Origin of the sequence: Xanthomonas vasicola, assembly GCF_000772705.2 — a bacterium.
GTDB lineage: Bacteria > Pseudomonadota > Gammaproteobacteria > Xanthomonadales > Xanthomonadaceae > Xanthomonas > Xanthomonas vasicola.
Genome location: NZ_JSBW02000059.1, coordinates 65,409 through 91,102 on the forward strand (window position 1 = coordinate 65,409; position 25,694 = coordinate 91,102).

25 protein-coding genes, 1 other RNA gene and 2 pseudogenes are annotated in these 25,694 nt (G+C 63.2%); 16 read left to right on the plus strand and 12 right to left on the minus strand.

Going from position 1 to position 25,694, the window contains the following annotated elements; all coding sequences use genetic code 11:
• Nucleotides 1–200: 200 nt before the first annotated feature.
• From NX05_RS22925 to NX05_RS16595, 3 genes are all read left to right on the plus strand, one after another.
• Nucleotides 201–273: non-coding RNA, sX9 sRNA (locus tag NX05_RS22925), on the plus strand.
• A gap of 133 nt (nucleotides 274–406) precedes the next feature.
• Nucleotides 407–715, plus strand: coding sequence for a DUF3247 family protein (locus tag NX05_RS16590; protein WP_010372097.1), 309 nt, complete (start codon nucleotides 407–409; stop codon nucleotides 713–715).
• A gap of 88 nt (nucleotides 716–803) precedes the next feature.
• A complete protein-coding gene (locus NX05_RS16595) occupies nucleotides 804–2,141 on the plus strand; it encodes a PQQ-dependent sugar dehydrogenase (protein WP_039431196.1) in 1,338 nt (445 codons plus the stop codon).
• Between the two features lie 38 nt (nucleotides 2,142–2,179).
• Here NX05_RS16595 and NX05_RS16600 read toward each other — a convergent pair whose 3' ends face one another.
• Nucleotides 2,180–2,443, minus strand: a complete 264-nt coding sequence (locus tag NX05_RS16600) for a hypothetical protein (RefSeq protein ID WP_010372091.1) — start codon at nucleotides 2,441–2,443, stop codon at nucleotides 2,180–2,182.
• Between the two features lie 284 nt (nucleotides 2,444–2,727).
• Nucleotides 2,728–3,201: a hypothetical protein gene (locus tag NX05_RS22930; protein WP_080764485.1), complete on the minus strand. Its 474-nt coding sequence runs from the start codon at nucleotides 3,199–3,201 to the stop codon at nucleotides 2,728–2,730.
• A 330-nt stretch (nucleotides 3,202–3,531) separates the two neighbouring features.
• On the opposite strand from NX05_RS22930, the gene NX05_RS16605 reads away from it, so the two are divergent.
• Genes NX05_RS16605 through NX05_RS16615 form a run of 3 tightly spaced genes read left to right on the plus strand, consistent with a single transcriptional unit; the run spans nucleotide 3,532 to nucleotide 5,986 of the window.
• Nucleotides 3,532–4,599 (plus strand): class I SAM-dependent methyltransferase, encoded by a 1,068-nt coding sequence (locus NX05_RS16605; RefSeq protein WP_039431194.1) that lies wholly within the window; start codon nucleotides 3,532–3,534, stop codon nucleotides 4,597–4,599.
• Nucleotides 4,596–5,309: a pseudouridine synthase gene (locus tag NX05_RS16610; protein WP_010372086.1), complete on the plus strand. Its 714-nt coding sequence runs from the start codon at nucleotides 4,596–4,598 to the stop codon at nucleotides 5,307–5,309. Before NX05_RS16605 ends, NX05_RS16610 begins: the two co-directional genes overlap by 4 nt.
• Nucleotides 5,306–5,986 carry an HAD family hydrolase gene (locus NX05_RS16615; RefSeq protein WP_039431191.1) on the plus strand — a complete coding sequence of 227 codons (681 nt, stop codon included), beginning with the start codon at nucleotides 5,306–5,308 and terminating at the stop codon, nucleotides 5,984–5,986. Before NX05_RS16610 ends, NX05_RS16615 begins: the two co-directional genes overlap by 4 nt.
• A gap of 296 nt (nucleotides 5,987–6,282) precedes the next feature.
• Here the strand turns inward: NX05_RS16615 and NX05_RS16620 are convergent, their stop codons facing one another.
• From NX05_RS16620 to NX05_RS16645, 6 genes are all read right to left on the minus strand, one after another.
• Complete coding sequence (locus tag NX05_RS16620) at nucleotides 6,283–7,089, minus strand: SDR family oxidoreductase (protein ID WP_010377656.1); 807 nt, start codon at nucleotides 7,087–7,089, stop codon at nucleotides 6,283–6,285.
• A 440-nt stretch (nucleotides 7,090–7,529) separates the two neighbouring features.
• A complete protein-coding gene (locus tag NX05_RS16625; protein WP_017116656.1) occupies nucleotides 7,530–8,090 on the minus strand; it encodes a DUF1415 domain-containing protein in 561 nt (186 codons plus the stop codon).
• 166 nt (nucleotides 8,091–8,256) lie between these two features.
• Nucleotides 8,257–9,084 carry an alpha/beta hydrolase gene (locus NX05_RS16630; protein WP_039431184.1) on the minus strand — a complete coding sequence of 276 codons (828 nt, stop codon included), beginning with the start codon at nucleotides 9,082–9,084 and terminating at the stop codon, nucleotides 8,257–8,259.
• Entirely contained in the window at nucleotides 9,071–10,807 is a 1,737-nt protein-coding gene (locus NX05_RS16635) for an ATP-binding response regulator (protein ID WP_039431180.1), read from the minus strand. Before NX05_RS16635 ends, NX05_RS16630 begins: the two co-directional genes overlap by 14 nt.
• On the minus strand, nucleotides 10,800–11,261 hold the full coding sequence (locus NX05_RS16640) for a hypothetical protein (protein ID WP_039431179.1): 462 nt from the start codon (nucleotides 11,259–11,261) through the stop codon (nucleotides 10,800–10,802). The genes NX05_RS16635 and NX05_RS16640 overlap by 8 nt, the downstream gene beginning before the upstream one ends.
• Before the next feature lie 145 nt (nucleotides 11,262–11,406).
• On the minus strand, nucleotides 11,407–11,892 hold the full coding sequence (locus NX05_RS16645; RefSeq protein ID WP_010372066.1) for a YajQ family cyclic di-GMP-binding protein: 486 nt from the start codon (nucleotides 11,890–11,892) through the stop codon (nucleotides 11,407–11,409).
• Between the two features lie 107 nt (nucleotides 11,893–11,999).
• Here NX05_RS16645 and NX05_RS16650 point away from each other — a divergent pair.
• From NX05_RS16650 to NX05_RS16665, 4 genes and pseudogenes are all read left to right on the plus strand, one after another.
• Nucleotides 12,000–12,890 (plus strand): annotated as a pseudogene (locus tag NX05_RS16650) (DMT family transporter); the annotation flags it as partial.
• Between the two features lie 141 nt (nucleotides 12,891–13,031).
• Complete coding sequence (locus NX05_RS16655; RefSeq protein ID WP_039431175.1) at nucleotides 13,032–14,039, plus strand: methionine ABC transporter ATP-binding protein; 1,008 nt, start codon at nucleotides 13,032–13,034, stop codon at nucleotides 14,037–14,039.
• Nucleotides 14,036–14,731 (plus strand): methionine ABC transporter permease, encoded by a 696-nt coding sequence (locus NX05_RS16660; protein WP_010372057.1) that lies wholly within the window; start codon nucleotides 14,036–14,038, stop codon nucleotides 14,729–14,731. The genes NX05_RS16655 and NX05_RS16660 overlap by 4 nt, the downstream gene beginning before the upstream one ends.
• 147 nt (nucleotides 14,732–14,878) lie before the next feature.
• Complete coding sequence (locus NX05_RS16665; RefSeq protein ID WP_039431173.1) at nucleotides 14,879–15,679, plus strand: MetQ/NlpA family ABC transporter substrate-binding protein; 801 nt, start codon at nucleotides 14,879–14,881, stop codon at nucleotides 15,677–15,679.
• 34 nt (nucleotides 15,680–15,713) lie between these two features.
• On the opposite strand, the gene xopAK is transcribed toward NX05_RS16665, so the two are convergent.
• Nucleotides 15,714–16,649 carry a XopAK family type III secretion system effector gene (gene xopAK / locus NX05_RS25180; protein WP_315897510.1) on the minus strand — a complete coding sequence of 312 codons (936 nt, stop codon included), beginning with the start codon at nucleotides 16,647–16,649 and terminating at the stop codon, nucleotides 15,714–15,716.
• Nucleotides 16,650–16,971: 322 nt separating this feature from the next.
• Between xopAK and NX05_RS16675 the strand changes: the two genes are divergently transcribed.
• Nucleotides 16,972–17,529, plus strand: coding sequence for a CcdC protein domain-containing protein (locus NX05_RS16675; RefSeq protein WP_039431171.1), 558 nt, complete (start codon nucleotides 16,972–16,974; stop codon nucleotides 17,527–17,529).
• Nucleotides 17,530–17,587: 58 nt separating this feature from the next.
• On the opposite strand, the gene NX05_RS22940 is transcribed toward NX05_RS16675, so the two are convergent.
• The 3 genes from NX05_RS22940 to NX05_RS16680 form a co-directional block, all read right to left on the minus strand.
• Nucleotides 17,588–18,163 (minus strand): hypothetical protein, encoded by a 576-nt coding sequence (locus tag NX05_RS22940; protein ID WP_080764483.1) that lies wholly within the window; start codon nucleotides 18,161–18,163, stop codon nucleotides 17,588–17,590.
• The gene (locus NX05_RS22945) at nucleotides 18,147–18,755 is read right to left on the minus strand and encodes a hypothetical protein (RefSeq protein ID WP_080764482.1); all 609 of its coding nucleotides are present in this window, start codon (nucleotides 18,753–18,755) and stop codon (nucleotides 18,147–18,149) included. The genes NX05_RS22940 and NX05_RS22945 overlap by 17 nt, the downstream gene beginning before the upstream one ends.
• 162 nt (nucleotides 18,756–18,917) lie before the next feature.
• Nucleotides 18,918–19,604, minus strand: coding sequence for an OmpW/AlkL family protein (locus NX05_RS16680; RefSeq protein ID WP_039431168.1), 687 nt, complete (start codon nucleotides 19,602–19,604; stop codon nucleotides 18,918–18,920).
• 140 nt (nucleotides 19,605–19,744) lie between these two features.
• Between NX05_RS16680 and NX05_RS16685 the strand changes: the two genes are divergently transcribed.
• The 5 genes and pseudogenes from NX05_RS16685 to lpdA all read left to right on the plus strand — a co-directional run bounded on the left by NX05_RS16685 (nucleotide 19,745) and on the right by lpdA (nucleotide 25,679).
• Nucleotides 19,745–20,305, plus strand: a complete 561-nt coding sequence (locus NX05_RS16685; protein WP_039431165.1) for a DNA-deoxyinosine glycosylase — start codon at nucleotides 19,745–19,747, stop codon at nucleotides 20,303–20,305.
• 227 nt (nucleotides 20,306–20,532) lie between these two features.
• Nucleotides 20,533–21,305: pseudogene (locus tag NX05_RS16690) on the plus strand (DUF2884 family protein).
• Between the two features lie 129 nt (nucleotides 21,306–21,434).
• Nucleotides 21,435–23,195, plus strand: coding sequence for a dihydrolipoyllysine-residue acetyltransferase (locus NX05_RS16695; protein ID WP_039431162.1), 1,761 nt, complete (start codon nucleotides 21,435–21,437; stop codon nucleotides 23,193–23,195).
• Nucleotides 23,192–23,839: a hypothetical protein gene (locus NX05_RS16700; RefSeq protein ID WP_039431159.1), complete on the plus strand. Its 648-nt coding sequence runs from the start codon at nucleotides 23,192–23,194 to the stop codon at nucleotides 23,837–23,839. Before NX05_RS16695 ends, NX05_RS16700 begins: the two co-directional genes overlap by 4 nt.
• A 16-nt stretch (nucleotides 23,840–23,855) precedes the next feature.
• Nucleotides 23,856–25,679, plus strand: coding sequence for a dihydrolipoyl dehydrogenase (lpdA, locus tag NX05_RS16705; RefSeq protein ID WP_039431158.1), 1,824 nt, complete (start codon nucleotides 23,856–23,858; stop codon nucleotides 25,677–25,679).
• The last annotated feature ends 15 nt before the right edge of the window (nucleotides 25,680–25,694 follow it).

The window sequence follows — 25,694 nt, forward strand, 5'->3', positions numbered from 1 at the left end:
GCAGGTCATCCGGATCCGGTGTGCTGAGGCGTCACCGCCGCCGCTACCTTCGCAATGAAAACAGCCAGCCGTTCGCAATGGCCGTTTTTTTGATTGATCTGTCGTCTCAACTGCCGACCAGTATGTCTGCAGCAATTAGAAGCAGCTAACAAGACCACTGCGCAGCCGCCAGGCGGGCGCGGCCGGTGCTCGGAATCGGCATGTACCACTCGTACACTGCGGTTCTGAGCGCCGTCCGCTCACCTGAGGGCTGCTCGCTAGGTCTTGTTAGCCGCTCTAGGAACACCTGTCGACGCAGGCGCAGTGCGAACGTTATGCAAAAGCAGTCGACGGCAAGTAACGTGTTTTCTGCCTCTTTCACACATGCTGGCCTAGCGTGATGCGCTTTGCTCATGGAGATAGCGCAATGCCAAAATATGCCCCGCATGTGTATTCCGAACAGGTCCAGATCGCCACGCTCGAACACTGGGTATCTCTGCTTGATGGCCAGGAACGCGTGCGCATTGAACTCGACGACGGCAGCACGATCAGCGGAACGGTTGCCGTGCGCCCAAGTCTCCAGACCTACCTCGACGAATACGACAACGAAGGCGTCAACGGACAACTGCGTCTGGATCAGCTGGATGCCTCGCAAGAGCCGCAATGGATCTGGATGGACCGGATCGTCGCGGTGCACCCGATGCCGCTGGGTGCCGATCCGCAAGTGATGCCGTGAAGGCGGCGTGTTGACGGTGTGTTTACTTCTCACCGTCGCGTTGCCGGCATGATGACCAGCTGCCGCAGCCGTTCAGGATTTCGCCGCAATGAATGCACCCGTATTGAAGTTCGCTCGCTGGCCGCTGTCGTTGATGGCGCTCGCCGTTCTTGCCGGCTGTGGCGATACCGCCACGTTGGCCATCGAACAGGGGACCGGGCCGAATCCGCAATTGCCCGAGCCGGTGAAGCGTCTGATTCCCACCGTCAAGATAGCGCCGGTCAAACGCTGGGCAGCCAACGCCAAGCCTATTGCTGCCGATGATCTGCAGGTTGCTGCGTTTGCGCGCGATCTGGATCACCCGCGTTGGATCTATGTGTTGCCCAATGGCGATGTGTTGGTGGCCGAAACTGCCGAGCCGCCCAAGCCTGAAGATGCCGACACCGGCGGTGAACTGCGCAAGAAGGTGCAGGGCGCGATGATGAAAAAGGCCGGCGCGGCGGTGGCCAGCGCCAATCGCATCACCTTGCTGCGCGATGCCGATGGCGACGGTTTGGCAGAGGTGCGTACGCAGTTCGTCAGTGGCCTGTTTTCGCCGTTCGGCATGGCCTTGATTGGGGACCGTTTCTATGTCGCCAACGCCGATGCGCTGGTGAGTTTTCCGTACACGCCTGGTGACACCCACATCACCGCCAAGCCGACCTTCGTGGCCAATCTGCCTGGCGGCATCAATCACCATTGGACCAAGTCGCTGCTGGCCAGCCCGGACGGCAGCAAGCTGTACGTGGGCGTCGGCTCCAACAGCAACGTTGCCGAAAATGGCATGGAAGCCGAGTTGAATCGTGCAGCGATTCTGGAGATCGACCCGGCCACCGGCAACAGCCGCGTGTTCGCCAGTGGCTTGCGCAACCCGGTGGGCACCGCGTGGGAGCCACAGAGCAAATCGCTGTGGGTGGTGGTCAACGAGCGCGACGAAATCGGCAGCGATCTGGTGCCGGATTACTTGACCTCGGTGCGTGACGGCGGCTTCTACGGCTGGCCGTATAGCTACTACGGTCAGCACGTGGATGAGCGCGTTAAACCGCAAAATGCCGAGCTGGTGGCCAAGGCGATCAAGCCCGATTACGCGCTGGGGCCGCATACCGCGTCGCTCGGTCTCACGTTCGCCAACGGAAGCTTGCTGCCTGAGCGTTTCCGCCAGGGCGCCTTTATTGGCCAGCACGGCTCGTGGAATCGCGACCCGCCCAGCGGTTACAAGGTGCTGTTCGTCCCGTTTGCCAACGGCAAGCCCAGCGGCACGCCGATCACCGTGCTGGACGGATTCCTGGATGCAGAAGGCAATGCGCAGGGCCGTCCGGTCGGCGTGGCGTCCGACAATGGCGGCGCGCTGCTGGTCGCTGACGACGTGGGCAATGTGATCTGGCGGGTAACGCCGAAGTCGCGTTGAGCCGGCAGCGGGCCGCATGGCCAAGTGGACTAGCCCCTTTAGCGAGGCACCTCCGGTGAGGCGCTGAAGCGACGCGCATATCCCCTTTCTTCGGCAACGCGCTGGATTTCCTCATCGGCCAATTCTGGCGCGCCATAGACTGCGTAGGCCACGCTGCCATCGGCGCGCTCGCCTATCTGGTGCAGGCGGTATCGGGGGCGACCTGCGCCGGTATTGGCGGGGTAGTGCATGGGCGGGGGCATGTCGTCCAAGTCCATTTCGCTGTTATCGACCACTCCACCTACGAATAAGGCGCGCGTCATGATGCTTTCTCCGGTGTGTGCTTGACCTCAGCCTAGGTGGCTGAATGTTGCGTGCGCATCAATGGCCTGTGCAGTCGCGGCAACACAGTGGGCGGTGTGGCCCCATCGATCCCCTGCAATAGCCGGCCCGTAAGACGGTCTATTGCCAAGTGCTTCGCAAAGTTGACTGAAAGCGCTGACTCTGGCGCGATGCTCGGCCTCGCCGGAACTTCTGCAAATATCCCAAGCTCCTCTTCCCAAACAAGCGAGAGGAGCTGGCCGACAATTATGCGGAGGAAAAGAAATTAGAAAGGCTGCCGCGGGCTGTCGTTGTCGCCTTTACTTGTCGGGGCACTGAATTGATAGCCTGTCAGTTGCCATGATCCACCTGACTGACCAGCCCATTCGTAATCCCATTGTTCAAATGCCCCGCCAGGAAATTCGTTACGGATTGTAATTTTCTCGCCAGGGACGCCGCTGGCGGGCAAAGGAACCGGTGGACCATCCGGCCCGGACTGAATACTCATCAATCCGGTCGAGACTATGCTGCGGGAGACACTCAGGCTACTCGCCGGTAACAGCGGCGGATACTTTGGTGAGTGCTGCTTGATCCAAGCGACGATGGATTGCGATTCGTTAGATCCGGCGCGATATAAACTTTTCTGCGTTGTTACCAGCGAGCTGGATGGCGCCGTCGCCGTACGATAATTCTGACCATATGCGGATGTCGCCAAGAGAAGTGTTACGGAAAACAGTCCGAAATATTTCCTATATCTCATATCCAGTATTCCTATTGATGATCGGCGGGTCTTCCTGCGAGCTCAAGCGTGGGCCTTTGCTCTACCGCTGTCAACGCGCTCATTAAAGAAGCCATCCAAGCGTCGGTAAGCCATTCGAAGGCAGCCTGTGGATGAGATTGAATCGCGTGATCGCTATCGCATTATCGCTTCGCGCTCAACACCATATTTTGTTACTTATCAGTCAAATGGAATCATCTGAATGCCACGCAAGCCTCCCCTTCTGTTGCGGACAGTCAGTATGCAACCGCAGCGGGCGGCACACCGCCACCGCTCCCTTACAATGGCCGCCCATTTCCGCTCCGACGACCAATGGCTAGCCCGCACGATGCACCGCTGCAAGCCCTGTTCCTGCCCTTCGCCCAAGGTGTGCTGCCGTGGCCGGAAGGACCGGTGTTGTTCCTGCGCGCACGCGACGGCTTCCCACTGCGCGAGCAGGCGGTGGCCGAGACGCTGACCTGCGAGCAGAGCTTCCGCCCGTTTGCCGAGGCGCTGGAGCGCAACGGTTGGAACGTGCGCGAAGAAAGCGAGATCGAGGCCGACAGCACGCGCTATGCACTGGTGCTGGTGCTGCCGCCGCGGCAGCGCGAAGAGGCACGTGCGCTGTTCGCACGTGCGGTGGCACTGACTGCCCCCGGTGGCCGTGTGGTTGCCTGCCAGTCCAACAACGAAGGCGCACGCTCGGGGGAAGCCGATCTGCGCCAGCTCACCGGCCTGGCCGGTAGCCTGACCAAGCACCACTGCCGCACCTACTGGAGCGCGCCGCTGCCGGCCGACACCGACGCCGCGCTGCAGGCGCGCTGGGCCGCGCTGGATGCGCCACGCAAGATCCTGGACGGTCGCTTTGTCAGCCGTCCCGGCGTGTTTGCCTGGGATCGCATCGACCCCGCGTCGGCGCTGCTGGTCGAGCATCTGCCCACCACGCTGGCCGGGCATGGTGCCGATCTGGGCGCGGGCTTCGGTTATCTGTCGGCCGAAGTGCTGGCGCGTTGTCCCAAGGTCACCACACTGGATCTGTACGAGGCCGAGGCGCGCGCGCTGACGCTGGCGCGGCGCAATCTGCAGGACATTACGCATCCGGCGCAGCTGCACTACCACTGGCGTGATGTCACCGCCGGGCTGGTGGCGCAATACGATTTCATCGTCAGCAATCCGCCGTTCCACACGCCGTCGCGTGCCGACCGCCCGGATATCGGGCAGCGCTTCATCGCGGTGGCTGCACAGGCGTTGCGCCCAGGCGGGCAACTGTTGTTGGTGGCCAATCGGCATCTGCCCTACGAACAGGTGCTCAACGAAAGTTTCGGACAGGTGCGCGTGGCTGCAGAGCGCGATGGTTTCAAGCTGATCTCGGCCATCCGCGGCCGTGGAGCGCGCGTATGAAGCTGGTCAAACATATCGCCAATCTGGGCTATGGCAGCCGCAAGCAGGTGACCCAGCTGTTTCGGCAGGGCGCGGTCACCGATGCGCAGGGCGAGGTGGTGTACGCCGACGACCAGGTGGAGCACGACGCCATCCGCATCGACGGCGAGCCGCTCGATCCGCCCCCAGGCTTCAGCCTGTTGCTGCATAAACCCAGCGGCTACACCTGCTCGACCAAGGACACCGGGCGGCTGATCTACGAATTGCTGCCGCCACGCTTCCGCTCGCGTGCGCCGGTGCTGGCGCCGGTAGGGCGACTGGACCGCGACACCAGCGGCATGCTGTTGATGACCGATGACGGGGCGTTGTTGCACCGGATCATTTCGCCCAAATCCGCCCTGGATAAGGTGTACGACATCACCCTGGCCGAAGACCTGCGTGGCGATGAAGCCGCACTGTTTGCCAGTGGCACCTTGCTGCTGGAAGGTGAAACCAAGCCGCTCTTGCCGGCCGAGCTAGAAGTGCTTGGCCTACGCGAGGCGCGGCTGACCCTGCACGAAGGCCGCTACCACCAGGTACGGCGCATGTTCGCGGCCGCCGGCAATCACGTGGTCGCTCTACATCGCAGCCGCATCGGCGGGTTGTTGCTGGATGGATTGCCGTCCGGGCAATGGCGTGCGCTGGAAGCGAGCGATCTTGAGGTGTTGTTCGGCCGCGGTGCTGTCGCATGACGCAGATCGCAACGCTGCCGTTCCGCCCGCAGGCGGTGATCTTCGACATGGATGGCTTGATGCTCGACAGCGAGCGCGCCATCACCGCCTGCCTGGCGCAGGCCGCCGCCGATCAGGGCCTTCAGATCGAGCCGGCATTCTGGTTGCGCATGGTGGGCACCGACGATGTAGCTTGCCGCCTGTTGCTGGGCGAACGCATCGGCGATGCCGCCGCCGAGACCATGCTGGTGCACGCGCAACAGCTGTATGCCGCTGTGGTCGAACGCGGCATTCCGCACCGGCCCGGCATCATCGCGTTGCTGGAGTACCTGGCCGCGCAGCGCATGCCGCGTGCGGTGGCCACCTCCACCCAGCGCCCGCTGGCGCTGCGCAAGCTAGAAGCGGCCGATCTGCTATGGCGCTTCGATGCGGTGTGCACCGCCAGCGATGTCGTCCATCCAAAACCTGCACCGGATATCTACCTGCTGGCAGCACGCACGCTGGCCGTGGACCCTACGCACTGCCTGGTGCTGGAAGATTCGCCCATCGGCGTGCGCGCGGCATTGGCGGCCGGCATGACACCGATCCAGATTCCGGACCTGCTCGAACCCGATGCCGCGGTACGCGCACTCGGCCATCGCATCCTGCCTTCGCTAAGCGATGCGCAGCGTTTGCTGAAAGCGTGCTTGTCGGGTTGATGCGTTTGGCCATGCTGAGTATCGGCGCAGCCATGTTGCTAGCGGGCTTCCAATCACGGCGTCGCTACAGGTAAATTCGAGGCGCGGCGTCAACCCGAGCCCTTTACTGCGTGACGCTAATCAACGGTGTTTTGCATTAAGGCATGCGCGTTGGAGCGCCCGCACCTGAAACCCCGTGCACCCCGCGCGACACATGCGCAGAGCAGCGCTCACGCTGGCAGCGATGTGGCTGCATGACACGCAGGCGTGTTGGCAGCATCGTGCACGTGCGGCGTACATCAACATCCAGTCCGCACTTACACATACTGCATCTTGCGCGACATACCACCGTCGACGATGAAGTCCTGCCCGGTGACGAAACCGGAGAGCTGCGGTGCGAGCAAATAGACCGTCAGCTGCGCGATATCTTCCGGCATGCCGACGCGTCCGGCAGGATGCTGCGCATGATCGCGACGCGACAATTTGGGCGCACGCCGACGCTGCGGCGCGCGCCACGCATCGGTGCTGATCCAGCCGGGGCTGATGCTGTTGACGCGCACTTGCGGGCCTTCGCTCAGTGCCAGTGCATGCGTAAACGCCACCAAGCCACCTTTGGCTGCGGCGTAGGCTTCGCTATGCGGCTCTGATTGCCAGGCGCGGGTGGACGCAATATTGACGATCGCACCGCCACCGGGCGCCTGCGTCAACGCAGGCAGCGCGTGCTTGCTGCACAGGAAGGCGCCGTGCAGGCTGGAAAGGCGGCGGTTCCACTCGTCCCAGCCCAGTTGCGGCAGTGCTGCGCTATGCGGATCCGGCACGCCGGCATTGTTGACCAGACCATCGATGCGCCCAAAACGCTTGAGCGCGGTGGCGATCAGGCGCGCGGCCTGCACCTCACGCGCGGCATCGCAACGCACGAAAGCGCTACGACGCGGTAGCGCCCATTCCTGTAGGCAGGCCTTGCCGGCGTCGGTATCCAGATCGCCGATCACCACGCTGCCGCCGGCGCCAAGCACCGCCTGCGCAATGCCGCGGCCGATGCCTTGCGCGCCACCGGTGATCACCACCACGCGGTCCTGCAATGGTGACGGGTGCCATGCGGAAATTGCGGGAGTCAGGGCCATGGCACGCTGCACATCGGTGAAGGTTGCCGCACTGTAGCGTGCGCGCTGTCGTCGTTGCAGCAAGGCAGTGCGCGCACGAGGGGTCAGTGATTGCGCTCATCGCAAATGATGGCGCGCCCCTTGATCGTTGTTATCGAGGTCGGGCCGGAGGAACTATGCCGTCGTCCTCCCAAATGCCACGCAATGCACGTCGCACAACGGCCACAACCTGGGCAGCGTTGCTCGCGTAGCAATAGCGGTTTAAGAAGATGGCGGTGCCCAGCGTCAAGCATCGGCAGGAAATTGCGGGGTGTGGCATGTGTCACTCGGGGACGCTTGGACCCTGAGCGTGCCATTCGCGCGTCGTGCGCAGATATCCAGACCTTGCCGTCCACTCCCGGCCAATCACAGCTCGGCAATGACGCGCTGCCGACCGCGCTAACGCGCAGCAGGCGCAGCACTCAGTGCTCGGCACCGTTCAACACGCGCTCCCAGCCATCGCTGCCCAGGCGTTCGAGCGTTTGGATATTGCGTTCGACAATCACGTCCGGGTCCGGGAACGCCGCCACCGCACGCTCTACGCTGTCTTCGCGCAGCAGATGCAAGGTGGGGAAGGGCGAGCGGTTGGTGAAGTTGGCCACATCGTCCAGCGCGGCGCCTGCGAATTGGTAATCCGGATGGAAGCTGGCCACCTGCAAGACGCCTTGCAGATCCAGGGCTTCTACCGCCGCATCGGCGTTGTCGAGGAAGTCGTTGTACTCCAGGAAATCGGTGAGTACGTCCGGGTGCACGATCAGCGTGGTGTCGATCTGTTCGGCCGGCGTATCGCGCAGCAGCACCAGCTCCTCGGCCAGCTGTTCCAGCAAGGCTTCGGGCGTGCTGGCATCGCTGAGCACCAGACGTACCTGATCCTTGACGTACACCGCCTTGGCGAACGGGCATAGATTCAATCCGATCACCGCGCGCTCGATCCATTTGCGGGTGGCGACGATGGGATCGGGCGTGGCAGGCGTCGTGGTCATCGTGGCGGCAGCGGGATGGTGCGCCAGTGTATGCGATCGACATGCAGCGAGCCCCGAGCGTGGGTGCCGGGTGCCGGGTGCAGCAGCAAGCGCTAACGGCGCGTGTTCACCAAGACGCGAGCACTGCGGTTCGCGCCTGCAGCGACCGTTGCGCACTGCGTTGTGCTCAAGCGTTGCCGGCGTGCGGCGCAGCGCCGAGCTGCGCCTGCAAGAACGCGACGGACGCCTGCGCAACGGTGCCGGCCAGCGGCGTCTTGTGCGGCGACCCGATCGCATGCGCGCCACTGTCGAAGGCAATCGCTCGCTTGTGTGCAGGCGCAGTGCCCAGCGCCGCAAACATCTCCAGCATCGCCGGGACCGAGGCGGTCGCATCTTCGCGGCCATCGGTGGCGCGGTAATAGCCCAGCAATACCGGGCAGCGCACGCATGGCCAGGGTGGGTCGGTAGCAACCATCCGAAATAAGCTGCGCAATGCGCGAAATCCATCCGGGTGGATGGTCTCTGACCAGAAGGCGCGCGCTGCTGGCGTACGTGGGCGCGGGTCGGTCAGCGGCGCCTGCGCGGCGCAGACCTGGTCGAGCAAGGCCGGATCTGCGGGCTGGATGCCTGGCGACCAGGCGACCACTGCGGCAACCGCGTCCGGGTGCTGCACGGCCAACCACAAGCCCAGCGTGGCGCCCATCGACGAACCAATAATCACAACCCGCTGGCCCATGCGCTGCGCCTGAGCCAGCGCCTCCAGCGCCGAGGCTTGCAACACCGCTGGAGTCAGCCCCTGCATTGCATTGGGGCTGTTGAGTCCGTGTCCCGGCCAGCGATGCACATAGGCATTGGCGGCCAGCGCATCGGCCATCTGCTCGGGTAACGCGCCAGCTTCGCCAGGGCTGGCACTGAAGCCGTGCAGATAGAGCAGTGCCAGCGGTGTGCGGATATCCGCCGCATGCTGCCAGTGGCCACGTGCGGCATTGCCGGGTTTGAGCTCAGGGGCGTGCATGGCTGGCGTGCTGGGCGAGCAATGCCAGCAATTCGTGTGCGTTGATCGGTTTGGGCAGATAGCCGGCCACACCGGCCGCGCTGGCCTCGCGCATCGAATCGGTGCGCGTGTCGGCGGTCAGCACGATGATCGGCGGGAGTGCCCACATCGCATCGCGCGCTTCGCGCAGCGCATCCCAACCGGTCGTGCCGGGCATGTGTAGATCCAGAAACACCAGATCCGGCGCTGCCTCGCGGATGCGCTGCACTGCATCGGTGCCATCGATCTGGAAACTCACGCGATGCCCGGCGCGGGTCAGCAGGTTGCCAATCACCAAGCGATTGGTATCCATGTCCTCGAACACCAGGCAATGCAGCGAAGGAACCTGTTGCGCGTGCTGCGCCAGCGCATCGCGCAGCGCCAGCGTGTTGCTGCCAGCTGCAGCGCCGGGCAGCTCGAAGATCCAGCGGAAGATGCTGCCGCCGGCCGGGTTGTCGCTCACCGTCAGACTGCCGCCCATCGCATCGGACACCGACAGCGCGATGTACAGCCCTAAACCCACGCCGCCTTCGACGCGACTGAAGCCGGTACTGAGCTGGGTGAACGGAGTGAAGATGTAGGCCTTCTGATCGTCGGGTACGCCGATACCGGTGTCGGTCACAGTGACCGCGATGCTCCAGCGCTCCTGCACCTGTGTCGCGTCGATCAGCAGATCCACCGTGCCGCCGGCTGGAGTGAACTTGATGGCGTTGATCACCAGGTTACTGATCACCTGTTCGATGCGGCCTTCGTCGCCCATCACGTGTGGTATTTGCGGGCTATCCACACGCACGTCGAGGGTTATGCCCTTGCTGGACGCCGCGGTTGAGCACACGGCCTTTACCGTGGTGACCACGTCCAGCAGGTTTAAGGGTTTGCTCTGCAGCTGCAGGCGTCCGCCATCAATGCTGGCCACATCCAGCACTTCGTTGACGCGATGCCGCAGCGCGCTTGCATTCACCGTCACTGCCTGCAGCAGCTCGCGTTGTTGCGCCGGCATTTGCTCGGTGTCGATCAACTGCGCGCAGTTGATCACCGCATTCAACGGCGTGCGCAATTCGTGACTCATGGTGCTGATGAAACGGCTTTGCGCATCGCGCGAGGCCAGCGCCTGCAGCGCCACTTCCTGCATCGCAAGCACGATGCGCGCCACCAGCAACGGCAGCACGATGATGAGCGCCACGGCATAGACGAAATACGCCGGCCGCGACAGCCAGTAGCCTGCCGGCGCCGTCAACAGCATCAGCACGAAGGTAGTGAGCAACACCGGAAAGATCGCGCGCTGCCCATAGCGCGCCACCGCAGCGATGGTGATGAACGGCAAAAATGCGTTCAACGACATCAGCAGGATGAAGGCCAGATAGGTCTGGATGCCGATGAACAAAACGTTCATCGCAAAGCCCATCGCATCCAGCCATTCGCTCGGCGGAACGATCCGGCGGCGCACCAGCACCATCCACACCACCGATAGCGCCCACAGGCTCACCGCAGTGGGAAACACATGCTGTGCGTCCGCCACCAGCACCGGCTGCGGCCCGTACAGCCAGCCCAGGCACCACGTGGTCACGATGGTCTGTACGATCACCCGGCCAACGCAGGCGCGGTATTCCAGGAATGACTCGAACAGCCGCACCAGTCTGTCGTTGCGCAACCGCCTGGCGGCCAGGATCAGGCCGGGCGCTGCGCGGTTGGGAGTGCTACGCATGAGGGTCCGTGTTGTCGGAGGGCAGGGTACGGCGGTAATACTTGACCAGTAGACCAGCCGCGTTCGCCACGGCAATGAAGCGCTGCGCCAGCGTGTCGCCCGGCGCGTGGTGGCTGACGGCATCGCGCAATTGGTCGCAGGCTTTCAGCAGCTGCTGCGAGCCGGTCAGCGAAATGGTGTTCTTCAACGAATGGATCTGCAGCAAGGCCTGTCCCTGGGGCGTGTCGGCATCGCCGAGCGTGCAGGTGGCGATGGCATGTTCGATTTCCACCACGAAGGCATCGGCAAATGCGACTGCCGCCACCGGGTCAAGCCCGGCCATGGTGTGCAGCGTCGAACCGGCTTCGATGCAGGGTGGTGCGTGGGCGAGGCTGTTGCTCGCACTATCGCCCGATGCGTTGGTCGGCCTGTGGAGACGTAGGCGTTGCAACAGGCTGGCAAAGGAGCCTCGCACGATCGCCAGCTATGTCAGCGCGGTGACGTGACAGTGGCAACCGCCACGCAGGCGCCCTGCAGGCCGCATGCGCCAACCTGGCGCATCGCGCTGCACAGCATGCATGAACAGCGCCGCACCGATCGTTGCAATCACCCAGGCGCACTCAATCGCGGAAGTTGTCGAACTGCAGCGGCAGCTCGAAATCGGCCTTTTTCAGCAGCGCGATCGCGTCCTGCAGGTCGTCGCGCTTCTTGGCACTGACACGCAGCTTGTCGCCATTGATCTGCGCTTCGACCTTGAGCTTGGCTTCCTTCAACTTGGCCACCAGCTGCTTGGCCTGCTTCTGCTCGATGCCTTGCTTGACGGTCACTTTTTGCCGCGCGCCGGCCAGGTTGGTTTCCATATCGCCGAACTCCAGACAGCGCACATCGATACCGCGGGCCAGCAGCCGCGCGCGCAGGATGTCGGTCATTTGCTTGACCTGGAAATCGCTGGGTGCGGACTGGTTGATCAACTTGCCGTCTTCCAGCTCGAACCTGGCCTCGACTCCCTTGAAGTCGAAACGCGTGTCCAGCTCGCGGTTGGCCTGATCCACCGCATTGGTCAGTTCGTGCTTGTCTACTTCGGACACGACGTCGAAGGAAGGCATGCAAAGCTCCTGCAATTCGAAAACAGTCGCCATTCTAGGGCATCGTGCCGTCCCGGCCGTGATCCGCGCATTGGCGGGCGTGCCGGCGCCGCGGCGATAATGTGCGCATGCCCACCACCCGTTCCCCGCTTCCCGCCATCGCCTGGATGGTGGCCGCCGCGGCTTGCTTCTCGCTGATGGATGCGGGAATGAAGCTGCTCTCGGCGCACTACCCACCGCTGCAGGTCACCTTGTTGCGCGGCGCCGCCTCGCTGCCGTTCGTGCTGGTGTGGGTGTTCGCCACCGCCGGGCCGCGCGCGATCGTGCCGGTGCGCTGGGGCCTGCATTTGCTACGCGGGGCGCTGGGCATGGTAATGATCGACTGCTTTGTGTACGGCTTGAAGCGCATGCCGCTGTCCACCGCCTACACGCTGTATTTCGTGGCGCCGCTGCTGGTGGCTGCGCTGTCGGTGCCGCTGCTGGGCGAGCATGTCGGCCCACGCCGCTGGACCGCGATTGGCATTGGCCTGGTCGGGGTGATCGTGGTGCTGCGCCCGGGGGTGGACGGGCTGATCTCGCTGCCCGGCCTGATGGTGCTGCTGGCAGCCACGGCCTACGCCATCGCGGCGATCACCGTGAGCCTGCTCACCCGCACCGACACCCCGCAGGCCATGGTGGTGTGGTTTCTGCTGTTTATGGCGATCGGCGCCGGGCTGCTGGCCATCCCCGGCTGGGTGCCGCTGCAGGCCGGGCACGCCTGGTTGATCGCCGGCATGGGCCTGGCCGGTGCGCTGGGCCAGGTCGCGCTGACCCAGGCCTTCATGCGCGGCGAGGCCTCGATGATCGCCCCGCTCGAATACACCGGGCTGGTCTGGGTGATGGGCTGGGACTGGCTGCTGTGGCGGACCCTGCCCGACAGCTGGACCTGGACCGGCGCCGGCATCATCGTTGCCAGCGGGTTGTATTTGTTGCGCCGGGAGCGACTACGGCAGGCTGACCGTCCGCCGCCGCTAGACAGGCGTGAGGACGAGATTCGGGATTCGGGATTGGCAACAGCGGGGACGCTGTTGTCCTTGCGAATCCCGACTCCCCAATCCCGACTCCCGGTCGTGAACATTGACTGTTAGGCTTCACGACCCCCCACCAATCGGCTACGCGCGGTGATCCAGTTTCAGCGCCTGCACAAGTCCTATTCCGTTGACGGTCGCCAGATCGTGGCGTTGCACCCGCTCGATCTGTGGATCGGCCCCGGCGAAGTGTTTGGCATCATCGGCCACTCCGGCGCCGGCAAATCCACGCTGATCCGGCTGATCAACCGGCTGGAAGAGCCCAGCGGCGGCCGCCTGCTGATCGGCGACGAGGACGTCACCGCACTGGACAGCCAGGGCCTGCGCGCCGTGCGCCGCCGCATCGGCATGATTTTCCAGCACTTCAACCTGTTGTCCTCGCGCACCGTGGCCGGCAATGTCGCGTTCCCGCTGGAACTGGCCGGCACGCCGCGCGCCGAAATCGATGCGCGCGTGGCTGAGCTGTTGGCACGGGTGGGTCTGCAGGAGCACGCCCACAAGTATCCGGCGCAACTGTCGGGCGGGCAGAAGCAGCGCGTGGGCATTGCGCGCGCGCTGTCCACCCGGCCGCAGATCCTGCTATGCGACGAGGCCACCAGCGCGCTGGACCCGCAGACCACCGCCTCGGTGCTGCAGCTGCTGGCGCAGATCAACCGCGAGCTTGGCCTGACCATCGTGCTGATTACCCATGAGATGGACGTGATCCGCCGTGTCTGCGACCGCGTCGCGGTGCTGGACGCCGGCAAACTGGTGGAAACCGGCCCGGTGGCCGAGGTCTTCCTGCATCCCAAGCACGCCACCACCCGACGCTTCGTCTCCGAAGCCGAGCATGTGGACGAAGCCGAACTGCACCGCGATTTCGCTGCAGTCGGCGGGCGCATCGTGCGGCTGACCTTCCTTGGCAACGGCACCTACGAGCCGGTGCTGGGCCGCATCGCGCGCGAAACCGGGGTGGACTACAACATCCTGTCCGGGCGGGTGGATCGCATCAAGGACACGCCGTACGGCCAGCTCATCGTGGCCCTGACCGGCGGCGACCATAACGCTGCGCGCGCCGGCTTCGTCGCCGCCGGCGTGCAGGTGGAGGATCTATGCGTATGAATCCGATCGTTGCCGCCGCCGGCGGTTTCTTCCGCAATCTCGATGCTGCCAAGTGGGGCGATATCGGCCAGGCCACCCTCGACACGTTGTTGATGCTGGCCGGTGCGTTGCCGCTGACGCTGCTGATCGGCCTGCCGTTGGGGGTTGCGCTGTTCCTGTGCGGGGCGCCGCAGTTGCGCCGCCGCCCGGTGCTGTATGGCGCGCTCGCCGCGCTGATCAACCTGCTGCGCTCGGTGCCCTTCATTATTTTGATGATCGCGATGATCCCGCTCACGCTGATGCTGATGGGCACCTCGCTCGGCGTGCGTGGCGCGATCCTGCCGCTGGTGGTTGGTGCCGCACCGTTCTACGCCCGCCTGGTGGAAACTGCGCTGCGCGAGGTCGACCGCGGGATCATCGAAGCCACCCAGGCGATGGGCGCCACCACCCGCCAGCTGGTGCTGCGGGTGTTGCTGCCCGAAGCGCGCCCCGGCCTGATCGCCGGCGCCACCGTCACCACCATCGCGCTGATCGGCTTCACCGCGATGGGCGGTGCCATCGGCTCGGGCGGCCTGGGCGATGTGGCCTACCGCGAGGGCTACCTGCGCTCGCATTCGGACGTGGCGCTGATCACCGTCATCGCCTTGCTAGTGCTGGTGCAGGTGCTGCAGATGCTGGGCGACCGCCTGGTAGCGCATTACAGCCGGCGTTGAGCCCGTGCCCGGCGGTTGGATCGCACGTCGGGCGCCCGCAGCCTCATCGCTCCGCCCGCACCGCACCGATGCATCGCCGTTGCACGCAGGCTCTGCTAGGTTGAATCCCTGCGGCAGCGCCGCATTCTTCCCCCCACGGATCCTTACATGAGCACATTCGCGTTTCGTTCCCTCCTGGCGGCCGCCACGCTGGCCTTGGCGTCCTGTGGCGGCGGTGGCAGCAGCAGCGGCGGCACCCTGACCGTGGCCGCCACGGCGGTGCCGCATGCCGAAATCCTGGAAGTGGTCGAACCGCTGCTGGCCAAGCAGGGCGTCAAGCTCGATGTGCGCGTGTTCAACGATTACGTGCAGCCGAACGACCAGGTCGTGCAGAAGCAGATCGACGTCAACTACTTCCAGACCGAGCCCTATCTGGATGCGTACAACCGCGACCGCAAGAGCCAACTGGTGACCGTGGTCGGCGTGCATATCGAACCGTTCGGCGCGTATTCGCGCCGCTTCAAGGCGCTGGCCGATCTTCCCACCGGCGCCGATGTGGTGATCCCCAACGACCCCAGCAACAACAGCCGTGCGCTGATCCTGCTCGACAAGGCCGGGGTGATCAAACTCAAGGACCCGAGCAACGCGCTGTCCAGCCAACGCGACATCGTCGAAAACCCCAAGCAGCTCAAATTCCGCGAGCTCGATTCTGCCATGCTGCCGCGCGTACTGGACCAGGTCGATCTAGCGCTGATCAACACCAATTACGCGCTCGACGCCGGGCTCAATCCCACCCGCGATGCGCTGGCGATCGAAAGCAAGGACTCGCCGTACGTCAACTTCCTGGTGGCGCGCGCCGACAACAAGGACGATGCGCGCGTGCAGAAACTGGCCAAAGCGCTGACCAGCCCGGAAGTGAAAGCCTTTATCGAGCAGAAGTACAAGGGCGCGGTCCTGCCGGCGTTTTGAGTGCGGGCAGCGGCGCTTTTACACCCAGGCGTCTTCACCACGACTTGTAGTAATAGATGCCATCGGCCGTCATGACCAGGTTGATGGCATTCTCCTCGCCGTTGCGATCGCTCATGCTGGGGTGCAGCTTGGCGCCTACGATATTGAAGTCGTGCCCGAGCGCCAGCAGGTCTCTCTCGATTTCGAAGCTGCCCAGCTCGTCTTGGTTGGAGATCATGCCGCCTACCAGGAATATGTCGGGCTTACGCACGCCTTCTTCGCGCATATCGTCGCGGATTTCGGAAAGTGCATCTTGTGCATCCTGTATCCCCGAATAATGCAGCAGGCCCAGGATGTCGTGGCCGCGAGGATTTTTTCCTTTTGCACAAATGCAGACGCATGAAGACAAACCGTGCGTGCCGATCGAATCAAATCCATCTTGCGCAAGATTGATGACGACACATGCGTCCATATCCACATCCATTGTCCGGCTGGCTTGGATATCGCGTGCAGACCGGACGGCGCGGATGTGGGGCGTGCAAAAGAGTGCGGCGTATTGTCGTTGTTCCAGATCGTGAAATGGCTGGATCTGCTCCCGGGTAAAGCCGTCCGGGATGGCGAATTCGTCGCTGCCGCATGGGCGCGCACGGCTGCCGGCCCGTGCGCCATCGCCATCGCCCGCGGTGTCGGCAACACGCTTTCTGGGTCGTTGGCGTGGCAACCCCTGGCAGTCGGGGTGGGGCGCAGGCCACTGCGCAATCCCGTCGGCTGGATCGGCCGAAGGCGGCGGCTCCGCGGTGTAAGCGGTGCTGGTGGATGTGTCGGGTCTGATGGAAGCCGGCTTCATGGAGTCAGGACCGCCCGCGATACACGTCTGCATCCTCGCATCGCTCCTGCACGAGGGCACGCCCGCTGCCGAACCGATGGGGCTGGAAAACGAAGTGTTCTGCTTGGACGAAAACGGATGCGCGAGGCCTGCTTCTTCGAACATCGCGTCTTGATCGCCTGGCGGCGCGCCGGTACCGGGATCAACAGCCCAACGATCCAGTTGCAGCTCGCCAGGCGGGCGTCCGGTTCTTGCCAGACGGCGCCCAGATCGTAGCTCTGCGGCAACATTGCCGAGAATGTCTCCGTGGTCGCTGCCGATCTTCGGAAGGACGCGCTCGATCCTTCCCAATGCGTATCACGTTGGCGCGTTCGCCCCGAGCCGAGCGCGTTCGCCGTGCTGCAGATGTGCGCAATTGGCACCGAACACGCGCTGCTGCACGTATACGTAGTAGCGTCATCGGCCATCTTTCTACGGCAGTCTCCCGATGCCTTTGCTGCTTGCCATTCCGCTGGCTGTGATCATTGCCCTGGCAGTGTTCGTGGTGGTGTTCCCGTTGTCGCTGCTGCAGCGCTTCCGCATGGGTACTGCACGTCGTCAGGCGCGTGGATGGCTGCTGATGCTCAACCTGGTGTCGGCGGGCATCTCCAGCGTGCTGTTTGTGATCTTCAGCTTGATCGCGGCGGCGTTCTGGCCCGGCGCGATCAGCCACGCCGCATTCGGCTGGGCCTGCGGGTTGGCGCTGGGTGCGTTGGCGTTGCGCCTGACCCGTTTCGAACGCACCACGCAAGGCCTGTTTTACCGGCCCAACCTGTGGCTGGTGCTGGGCTTGACCGCGTTGGTCGTGGCCCGGGTGATCGCCGGGATGGTGCAGGGCTGGCGTAGCGCCTGGCAGGGGGTGGCCTGGCCAACCGACGGGTGGCTCAGTCATGCCAGCCTGCTCGGCGCTGCCGGCGCCTTGCTCGGTTATGCGCTCGCCTATGCCACCTTGCTGTGGTGGCGCTGGCGCAGCGCACGTTTGCGCGGCAGCGTTTATTGGCGGTGATCCTGTTACTGCCAGCCCTCTCGGTGCTGGCAGTAACAATTAGAGTGCTCCTAATTAATTAATTGATTGCTTCCGCAGCTTTAAGCGTCTGCGGGTCTGCTGGTGCTAGGCGAATGGAGCTTAGGCAATCTGGAGAGGTCTCCGGGAAGGAAAACTCCATCTTCCCCTGATTTTTAACAACGGCCAAAGTCAATGTCTCTGAACTACTCTGTCCCCTCGGAATATTTGAAATCAGATAATTCGGATATCGACTCTTGAAATCCTGACGAGAGACGCAGGAGCCTTCCAGACTCAGTAAGACTGATTCGATATTTTTTTTATCTGCTGATATTGATATGGAAGAGTTCTTGGCAGTCAGATGGTCGCCTATTTTTAATATTCCTCCGCTAACCTTATACGTTCCTTCGGTTTTCAGATTTGGCGTCGAAATGCTGGCCCCAGGCCATGAATTAATAAATTCAGAGGGTGATTTTTTGAGATTTCTCGAAATTTCTTCGGCTAGTTCAAACGTACGGGCAGCATCCGCTGCTGTCGCTGCTGAAATTTTATTTGCATATACTGAGGGTGCAATCAGGGCAGCAAGTAGCGTTATTGCAAGGCGGAAATATGATGATCTGTTAAGGAAGTTTGTCATACTGCTCTCCGTAATATACGTTATAGTTCTGTCCTGTGGTTGAGGTTACGTTATTCGCGCAGAAGGATTTTCCAACGTTTGAGGCAACATTGGGTCCTCCAGCATAGTAAATCCCGAAAAGCTGATCGGGATTTGATGCTGCAAGGTTAATGTCTATGCTATTTTGAGTGGAACTCCATATTTCATTCCTTGCAACTATGTTATTCGTTACGGCAAGTCCTTCCATCTTGCATGCTTCATCTATATATGCTTGTCGAGTCGTTTTGGCAAACGAATAGTTGAATTTCACATGACCAAACTCATGAGCTAAGGCTGAGACTGTAAAATACATGCCCGGCATATCTTGACTCTCGCAGCTATAATTTTGGATATACACAGCTTTATTTGGCATGTCCGTATAGCTGGCCGAGCCGTAAGCGATCGTAAAATTAGGGCTGCTGTTTATCTGTTCAGTAAGTGTCGTTGACTGGGAAGTTATGAAGTCAATGCAGGTTCCAAGTCCTGTGGTAGGGACAGTTGTCTGAGCCTGAGTTCCAAAGGAAACGAGCGAGAGAAGAAATATCGCGGCGGCTACATGGCATCTTATGCTCATGGTATCTCCATATTTAATTGAAGAAGTCGTGCTGATTTCTACACGATCTATCCCCCCTTCCGCGAAATCCTAAACGTAAAATTCCCTTTAAACTGAGGTTTTGATCAAAAAAACAGGCCCTTGCGGACCTGTTTGGTGGAAGTGCTTAGTCAATCGCTCTGCTTAGAAGCGCGCGCCGATGCCGAAGCCAACGGTCCACGGGTCCAGTTCCAGCTCGCTGCCGGTGCCCTGGCCGCCCACGCGCAGTTCCGGACGCGAACGCATGTAGCGTGCGTCGGCACGTGCGAACCAGGTGGAGTTGATGTTCATGTCCACACCAACGGTGCCGATGACGCCCTTGGCGGTGCTCAGACCCACGTGATCGCCGGTGGTCGACGCCGCATCAATCTTCTCGTTGCTGAAGTTCGACTCGTAGTAGCCCACGCCTACGAACGGACGGAACACGTTGTCGGCTTCGCCGAAGTGGTACTGGCCGCTGATGGCGATCGGCTGCTGATCGACGGTACCGACCTTGCCCACGCCGTTGGCGGTGACGCGGTGGTTGAACTTGTCGGCTGCGCCCCACAGTTCAACGGCCCAGTTGTCGTTGATGTAGTAGCTGGCGCTCAGCGTCGGTGCCGGGCCGCCATCGACGTCCAGGCCCGGAGCCGGGTTGTTCTTCGGGTTCAGCAGCGCCACGCCGCCAACCACGGCCCAATGCTTACCCGAGGCGGTATCGCCGCTGGTGGGCATCGTGCTGGAGGAAGTCGAGGAGGTGTCGCCGGTATAGGTGGTGTCCTGCGCGAACGCGGATGGTGCAATCGCAAGTGCAGATACAGCAGCCAGGCTCAGGATGGAAATGGAACGCATGAGGGTCTCCTCGTCTTGTTGTTAGGCCCGTGGAGTGGGCCGGGCCAAAACTATTCCTAAAAATCTGAATCCACGCCCACCTATGGCTCGCTAAAATTTCGTTTGTTCAGGAAGTCCCTCAAGAAGGCCGTCGTTACGTCATGCAGCCTAAAAAAGACATTCACGCAGATGCGATCGCCGTGACGAAAAAACATCTCAGCCAAGGCCTACCAGCGCACATTCGCAGCGATTGCAGGGTATTGCTGCTTGGCTCGATGCCCGGTGTCGCCTCGTTAGAAGCGGCGCGTTACTACGCACATCCGCGCAATCGTTTCTGGCCACTGATGCATGCCCTATTGGGGATTGATACAGCTGAGAGCTATGCAACGCGCCTGCAAGCGTTACTCGATCATCGTGTGGGCTTGTGGGATGTCATCGGCCAATGCAAGCGGCGCGGCAGTCTGGATACGGCCATCGTGGCGGCGAGCATTGTGGTCAATCCGCTGCCCGCGCTGCTGGCCACGCTGCCGCAGCTGCGCATGGTGGCCTGCAATGGCACTGCGGCAGCACAGGCGTGGCGCCGGCATGTGCAGCCGCTGCTATCGGCGGAGCTGTGCGCGCTGCCAGTGATTGCCTTGCCGTCCACCAGCCCGGCCAATGCTGCCTGGTCGCTGCCGCGGCTGGCGACAGCCTGGCAACCGCTGTGCGATGCGGTGCGTTAGCTGAGGTGGGATGACGTGGGGTCAGTGTGGAAGGCGAGCGCCGTGCATTGAACGACGCGACGGTCGCAACACCTCGCTCTGAGTGCGGATGCACACCGCTGGCACAGCTGCCGACACGCGAGCTGTGTGCATCGGGGCCACGGGCCAGAAGTCATGCCAGCGTCCGGCACAGGCCTGCGTGCCACACGCGTAGGCATGCTGCAGCCAGCGCACAACGGAGTGGCGACATGACGATCAAGCCCGCAATCACGATGGCAGCCGGCGTGCTACTCGGCCTGCTGGGCGCCGTAGGCGCTGCCAATGCAGCCAGTGCAGACGACACGCACTGCGAGATCAGCAGCGATTACGACCTCACGCTCAACGCACGCAGCCTGATCCTGGTCCGAGAATCAGGCACGCCGCAGCGGCTGGTGATGCGCCAGGGCGCTCTGTTCGTCGACGACCGTTGGGTGGACCTGAGTGCGGATGATCGCGCTCGCCTGATCCGGTTCGAGCGCCAGACCCGCGATGTCGTGCCGCTGGCGCAGGCAGTCGGTCGCGAGGCGACCGATATCGCAGTCACCGCACTGGGCGAGGTGGCCGCTGGCTTCAGCCGCAGCCCGGAGGCCACGCGCGTTCAGCTGGCAAAGGTGCGCAAGAAGATCGACGTGCGCTTGAAGCAGAGTTTCAGCAAAAGCCAGTTGACCCTGGTCGATATCGACGACGACATCGGCGCACTGGTCGCCGAGGTGCTGCCGCAGCTGATCGGCGATGTGGTGGCCGGTGCGGTGCAGTCCGCAATTGCCGGAAATGAAATGACGTGCAGCTGCGTTCGCTCGATGGGGTGGAAGCGCGCATCAAGCGCTTGATCGAGCCGCAAGCGCGTGCATTGCGGCCGCACGCGCAGCAGTTGTGCCAGCGCCTGGAAGCGCTCGATGGGCTAGACAATGCGCTGGCGTATCGTTTGCCGTCGGGCGAGCCACTGCAACTGTTGCGGGTCGATCGACGCGCAGCGAAATGATCGGCGCACGTACGCATGCGGACGCTGCATCCCGCCGGGCGTGCAATTTTTTGCACGGCAATGGTTGGCGCTGCGGCCCGCAGCCCGCCACAATAGGGGTTTCCCCATTCTGTTGCCGGAGTTCCCCGTATGGCCGAAATCAAGGAAGCACTTGTCCCCGATATCGGTGACTACAGCGACGTCCCGGTAATCGAGGTGCTGGTGTCCGTCGGCGATACGGTCAGCAAGGACCAGAGCCTGGTCACGCTGGAATCGGACAAGGCCACCATGGAAGTGCCTTCATCGGTGTCCGGCGTGATCAAGGAGATCAGGGTCAAGGTCGGCGATTCGCTTTCGCAGGGCGCGCTGGTGGCGTTGATCGAAGTCGCCGATGCCGGCGCCGAGGCCGCCAAGCCAGCAGCAGCTGCGCCCGCCGCACCGGCCAAGGCCGCTCCCGCCGCTGCCCCGGCACCGGCTGCCAAGGCCGAAGCTGCTACGCCTGCGGCCTCCTCGAACGGGGGCCTGATCGAAGCGCGCGTGCCCGATATCGGCGATTACACCGACATTCCGGTGATCGAAGTGCTGGTTGCCGTCGGCGATACCGTCGCCAAGGATCAGAGCCTGGTCACGCTGGAATCGGACAAGGCCACGATGGAAGTGCCGTCCTCGGCCGCCGGGGTGGTCAAGGAGCTCAAGGTCAAGGTTGGCGACACGCTGTCGCAGGGCAATGTGGTGGCGATCATCGCGGCCAGCGATGGTGGCGCCGGTGCAGCGCAGTCGCCGGCCAAGCCCACCACCGATACCGCGGAAACGGCAGGCAAGGTCGAGCCGGTCGCCGTGTCTGCGGTGCCGGACAAGCTGGCCCAGCGTGAAATCGCGCAGGTGCAGGGCTCCGGCACGCAGGCAGCGCAGGCTGGCCAGCCGTCGGCCGGCAACCCGAGCAGCCCGCCGGTCACCTTCGATGCCGATAGCGTGCTCCCCTCCAAGGTGCCGTACGCCAGCCCGGTGGTGCGCGTGTTCGCACGCGAGTTGGGCGTGGATCTGAACCAACTCAAGGGCAGCGAAAAGGGCGGCCGCATCACCCGTGAAGACGTGCAGCGCTTTGTGAAGGCCGCACTCAGCGGCGGCACACCTGCCGCAGCCGGTGCTGCGCCGGCCGGTGGCGGCAATGGGCTGAACCTGCTGGCCTGGCCGAAGGTGGACTTCAGCAAGTTCGGCGAAACCGAGACCCAGCCGCTGTCGCGCATCAAGAAGATTTCCGGGGCCAACCTGGCGCGCAACTGGGCGATGATTCCGCATGTCACGCAGTTCGAATCGGCCGACATCACCGACCTGGAAGCCCTGCGCGTGGCGCTCAACAAGGAAAACGAGAAGGCGGGCATCAAGCTCACCATGCTCGCGTTCCTGGTCAAGGCCAGCGCCGCAGCACTGAAGAAGTTCCCCGAGTTCAATGCCTCGCTGGATGCGGCCGGTGAAAACCTCACGCTGAAGAAGTACATCAACATTGGCTTCGCGGCCGATACACCGAACGGCTTGGTGGTGCCGGTGATCCGCGACGTCGACAAGAAGGGCGTGCTGCAGATCGCGCAGGAAAGCGGTGAGCTGGCCAAGAAGGCGCGCGACGGCAAGCTGGGCCCGGCCGACATGAGCGGCGGCTGCTTCTCGATCAGCTCGCTCGGCGGTATTGGCGGTACGGCGTTCACGCCGATCATCAATGCGCCGGAAGTGGCGATCCTAGGCGTGTCCAAGTCGGCGATGCAGCCCGTCTGGAACGGCAAGGATTTCTCGCCGAAGTTGATGCTGCCGTTGTCGCTGAGCTACGACCACCGTGTCATCGACGGCGCGCTGGCGGCCCGCTTCACCACCTACCTCAGCCAGGTGCTGGCCGACATGCGTCGCGTCCTGCTGTGAGGGCTGCGCTGCTGACCATCGCCGTGCTCGGTGTACTGCCGTGGACAACGGCTGCTGCACGCGAATGCGAGAGCACGCTCGGACGCGGCTGGCCGCCGGCCGTGGGCAACTACGGCACTGCTGTCACCACGCTGCTGGATGGCGGCATCAAGCCGGCCTTGTCGTTGCTGACGCTGCCCACACGTGGTGTGGAGAGCGCGGTGTCGCTGGTGCCGGGCAAGGACGGCGCCGACTGGACCCTGCGGCATAGCCGCGCCGATGAGCGCGTCTATAGCTGGGTCAGCCAGAGCGACCGCGGCAGCGTGCAGTTCCGCACCGAGCAAACCCCGGAAACGGTCGAGATCCCGATTCCGGCGGCCCTGGCCAAGCGTCTGGTCAGCAACTGGACCAACACGCTGACCCAGCTCGCGCCTGACGGACGCACTGCCCCGGTGAGCGAGGGCGAAGTGTTCTCGTTCCAGGTCGATGGCGTGCGCTACAGCGGCGCGCGCCCGAGCTGCGGCGCCGGCGAGTTGCTGCTGCAACAGGCCGCGTTGCTGATCGAAGCCAGCGAAGGCAAGGAAAAGAAGCGCGACAAGCGCTGGACCCAAATCGAATCGTCGCTGGATGAACTCCAGCAGACGCTTGCCGGCACGGCCGGTTGAGCTACAGGAGAAGCAAATGGCGGTCATTGAAATCAAGGTTCCCGACATCGGCGATTACAGCGATGTCCCCGTCATCGAAGTGCTGGTCGCCGTTGGCGACAGCGTGGCTAAGGACCAGGGCCTGGTAACGCTGGAATCGGACAAGGCCACGCTGGAAGTGCCGTCCTCGGCTGCCGGTGTGGTCAAGGAACTCAAGGTCAAGGTCGGCGACACCCTCTCCGAAGGTGCGCTCGTGCTGCTGCTCGAGTCCGAAGGCGAGGCCGCTGCACCAGCCAAGGCCGAGACCAAAGCCGCCCCGGCCGCTGCAGCGCCTGCCGCCGCCCCGGGCAGCAAGCCGCCAGTGACGCCGTCGCACCGCGCCCCGGCCGAACCGGCGCCGTCCAAGCCGGCACTGGCCAGCGGCAAGCCGGCCGACATCGAATGCAAGATGGTGGTGCTCGGCGCCGGCCCCGGTGGCTACACGGCAGCATTCCGCGCGGCCGATCTGGGCCTGGACACGGTGCTGATCGAGCGCTACGCCAGCCTGGGCGGCGTCTGCCTCAACGTTGGCTGCATTCCGTCCAAGGCGCTGCTGCATGCCGCCGCGGTGATCGACGAAGTAGCCCATGCCGGCGACTTCGGCGTGGACTTCGGTCAGGCCAAGATCACCCTGGACAAGCTGCGCGAGTACAAGGAAAAAGTGGTCGGCAAACTCACCGGCGGCCTGGCCAGCATGGCCAAGCAGCGCAAGGTGCGCACCGTCACCGGTGTGGCCAGCTTCGTCTCGCCCAATGAGCTTGAAATCGTCGGCGACGATGGCAAGACCCAGCTGCTGCGCTTCGAGCATTGCATCATCGCGGCCGGCTCGCAGGTGGTGAAGCTGCCCAACTTCCCGTGGGACGACAAGCGCGTGATGGACTCCACCGACGCGCTGGAGCTGCACGACATTCCCAAGACCCTGCTGGTGGTCGGCGGCGGCATCATCGGCCTGGAAATGGCGACGGTGTACAGCGCGCTCGGCAGCAAGGTCACCGTGGTCGAGTTTATGGACCAGCTGATGCCGGGCGCCGACAAGGACCTGGTCAAGCCGCTGGCAGACCGCCTGAAAAAGCAGGGCGTCGAAGTCCATCTCAAGACCAAGGCCACCGACGTCAAGGCCGACAAGGCCGGCATCACCGTGTCGTTCGAAGCGGCCGTGGAAGGTGAAAAGCCCGGCTTGCAGGCCACTGCGTACGACCGCGTGCTGGTCGCCGTGGGCCGCACTCCCAACGGCAAGAAGATCGGCGCGGAGAAGGCCGGCGTCAGCATCACCGAGCGCGGCTTCATTCCGGTCGATCGGCAGATGCGCACCAACGTGCCGCACATCTTCGCCATCGGCGACATCGTCGGTAACCCGATGCTGGCGCACAAGGCTACGCACGAAGGCAAGCTGGCCGCCGAAGTGGCTGCCGGCGAGAAGAAGGAATGGGTGGCGCGGGTGATCCCGTCGGTGGCGTACACCAACCCGGAAGTTGCCTGGGTCGGCGTCACCGAAACCGAAGCCAAGGCCAAGGGTCTGAAGGTCGGCGTGGCCAAGTTCCCGTGGGCCGCCAGTGGCCGCGCGATCGGCATTGGCCGCACCGAAGGTTTCACCAAGCTGATCTTCGATGAACAGACGCACCGGGTGATCGGTGGTGCCATCGTCGGCGTGCATGCCGGCGACCTACTGGCCGAAATTGGTCTGGCGATCGAGATGGGCGCCGAAGCCGAAGACATCGGCCACACCATCCACGCGCACCCGACGCTGAGCGAGTCGGTCGGCATGGCCGCCGAGGTGTACGACGGCACCATCACCGATCTGTACATCCCGAAGAAGAAGTGACGTCGCTCCGCACGA

What these genes read in the sequence shown, in the direction of transcription:
- NX05_RS16645 (WP_010372066.1), bottom strand. Translation starts at nt 11,892, where the DNA reads ATGCCTTCCTTCGACGTCGTGTCCGAAGTAGACAAGCACGAACTGACC.
- NX05_RS16630 (WP_039431184.1), bottom strand. Translation starts at nt 9,084, where the DNA reads ATGCACGCCCCTGAGCTCAAACCCGGCAATGCCGCACGTGGCCACTGG.
- NX05_RS16590 (WP_010372097.1), top strand. Translation starts at nt 407, where the DNA reads ATGCCAAAATATGCCCCGCATGTGTATTCCGAACAGGTCCAGATCGCC.
- NX05_RS22945 (WP_080764482.1), bottom strand. Translation starts at nt 18,755, where the DNA reads ATGAGCATAAGATGCCATGTAGCCGCCGCGATATTTCTTCTCTCGCTC.
- NX05_RS16620 (WP_010377656.1), bottom strand. Translation starts at nt 7,089, where the DNA reads ATGGCCCTGACTCCCGCAATTTCCGCATGGCACCCGTCACCATTGCAG.
- NX05_RS16610 (WP_010372086.1), top strand. Translation starts at nt 4,596, where the DNA reads ATGAAGCTGGTCAAACATATCGCCAATCTGGGCTATGGCAGCCGCAAG.
- NX05_RS16680 (WP_039431168.1), bottom strand. Translation starts at nt 19,604, where the DNA reads ATGCGTTCCATTTCCATCCTGAGCCTGGCTGCTGTATCTGCACTTGCG.
- NX05_RS16635 (WP_039431180.1), bottom strand. Translation starts at nt 10,807, where the DNA reads ATGCGTAGCACTCCCAACCGCGCAGCGCCCGGCCTGATCCTGGCCGCC.
- NX05_RS22940 (WP_080764483.1), bottom strand. Translation starts at nt 18,163, where the DNA reads ATGACAAACTTCCTTAACAGATCATCATATTTCCGCCTTGCAATAACG.
- NX05_RS16595 (WP_039431196.1), top strand. Translation starts at nt 804, where the DNA reads ATGAATGCACCCGTATTGAAGTTCGCTCGCTGGCCGCTGTCGTTGATG.
- xopAK (WP_315897510.1), bottom strand. Translation starts at nt 16,649, where the DNA reads ATGTTCGAAGAAGCAGGCCTCGCGCATCCGTTTTCGTCCAAGCAGAAC.
- NX05_RS16675 (WP_039431171.1), top strand. Translation starts at nt 16,972, where the DNA reads ATGCCTTTGCTGCTTGCCATTCCGCTGGCTGTGATCATTGCCCTGGCA.
- NX05_RS16605 (WP_039431194.1), top strand. Translation starts at nt 3,532, where the DNA reads ATGGCTAGCCCGCACGATGCACCGCTGCAAGCCCTGTTCCTGCCCTTC.
- NX05_RS16685 (WP_039431165.1), top strand. Translation starts at nt 19,745, where the DNA reads ATGCAGCCTAAAAAAGACATTCACGCAGATGCGATCGCCGTGACGAAA.
- NX05_RS16615 (WP_039431191.1), top strand. Translation starts at nt 5,306, where the DNA reads ATGACGCAGATCGCAACGCTGCCGTTCCGCCCGCAGGCGGTGATCTTC.
- lpdA (WP_039431158.1), top strand. Translation starts at nt 23,856, where the DNA reads ATGGCGGTCATTGAAATCAAGGTTCCCGACATCGGCGATTACAGCGAT.
- NX05_RS16695 (WP_039431162.1), top strand. Translation starts at nt 21,435, where the DNA reads ATGGCCGAAATCAAGGAAGCACTTGTCCCCGATATCGGTGACTACAGC.
- NX05_RS22930 (WP_080764485.1), bottom strand. Translation starts at nt 3,201, where the DNA reads ATGAGATATAGGAAATATTTCGGACTGTTTTCCGTAACACTTCTCTTG.
- NX05_RS16625 (WP_017116656.1), bottom strand. Translation starts at nt 8,090, where the DNA reads ATGACCACGACGCCTGCCACGCCCGATCCCATCGTCGCCACCCGCAAA.
- NX05_RS16660 (WP_010372057.1), top strand. Translation starts at nt 14,036, where the DNA reads ATGAATCCGATCGTTGCCGCCGCCGGCGGTTTCTTCCGCAATCTCGAT.
- NX05_RS16665 (WP_039431173.1), top strand. Translation starts at nt 14,879, where the DNA reads ATGAGCACATTCGCGTTTCGTTCCCTCCTGGCGGCCGCCACGCTGGCC.
- NX05_RS16600 (WP_010372091.1), bottom strand. Translation starts at nt 2,443, where the DNA reads ATGACGCGCGCCTTATTCGTAGGTGGAGTGGTCGATAACAGCGAAATG.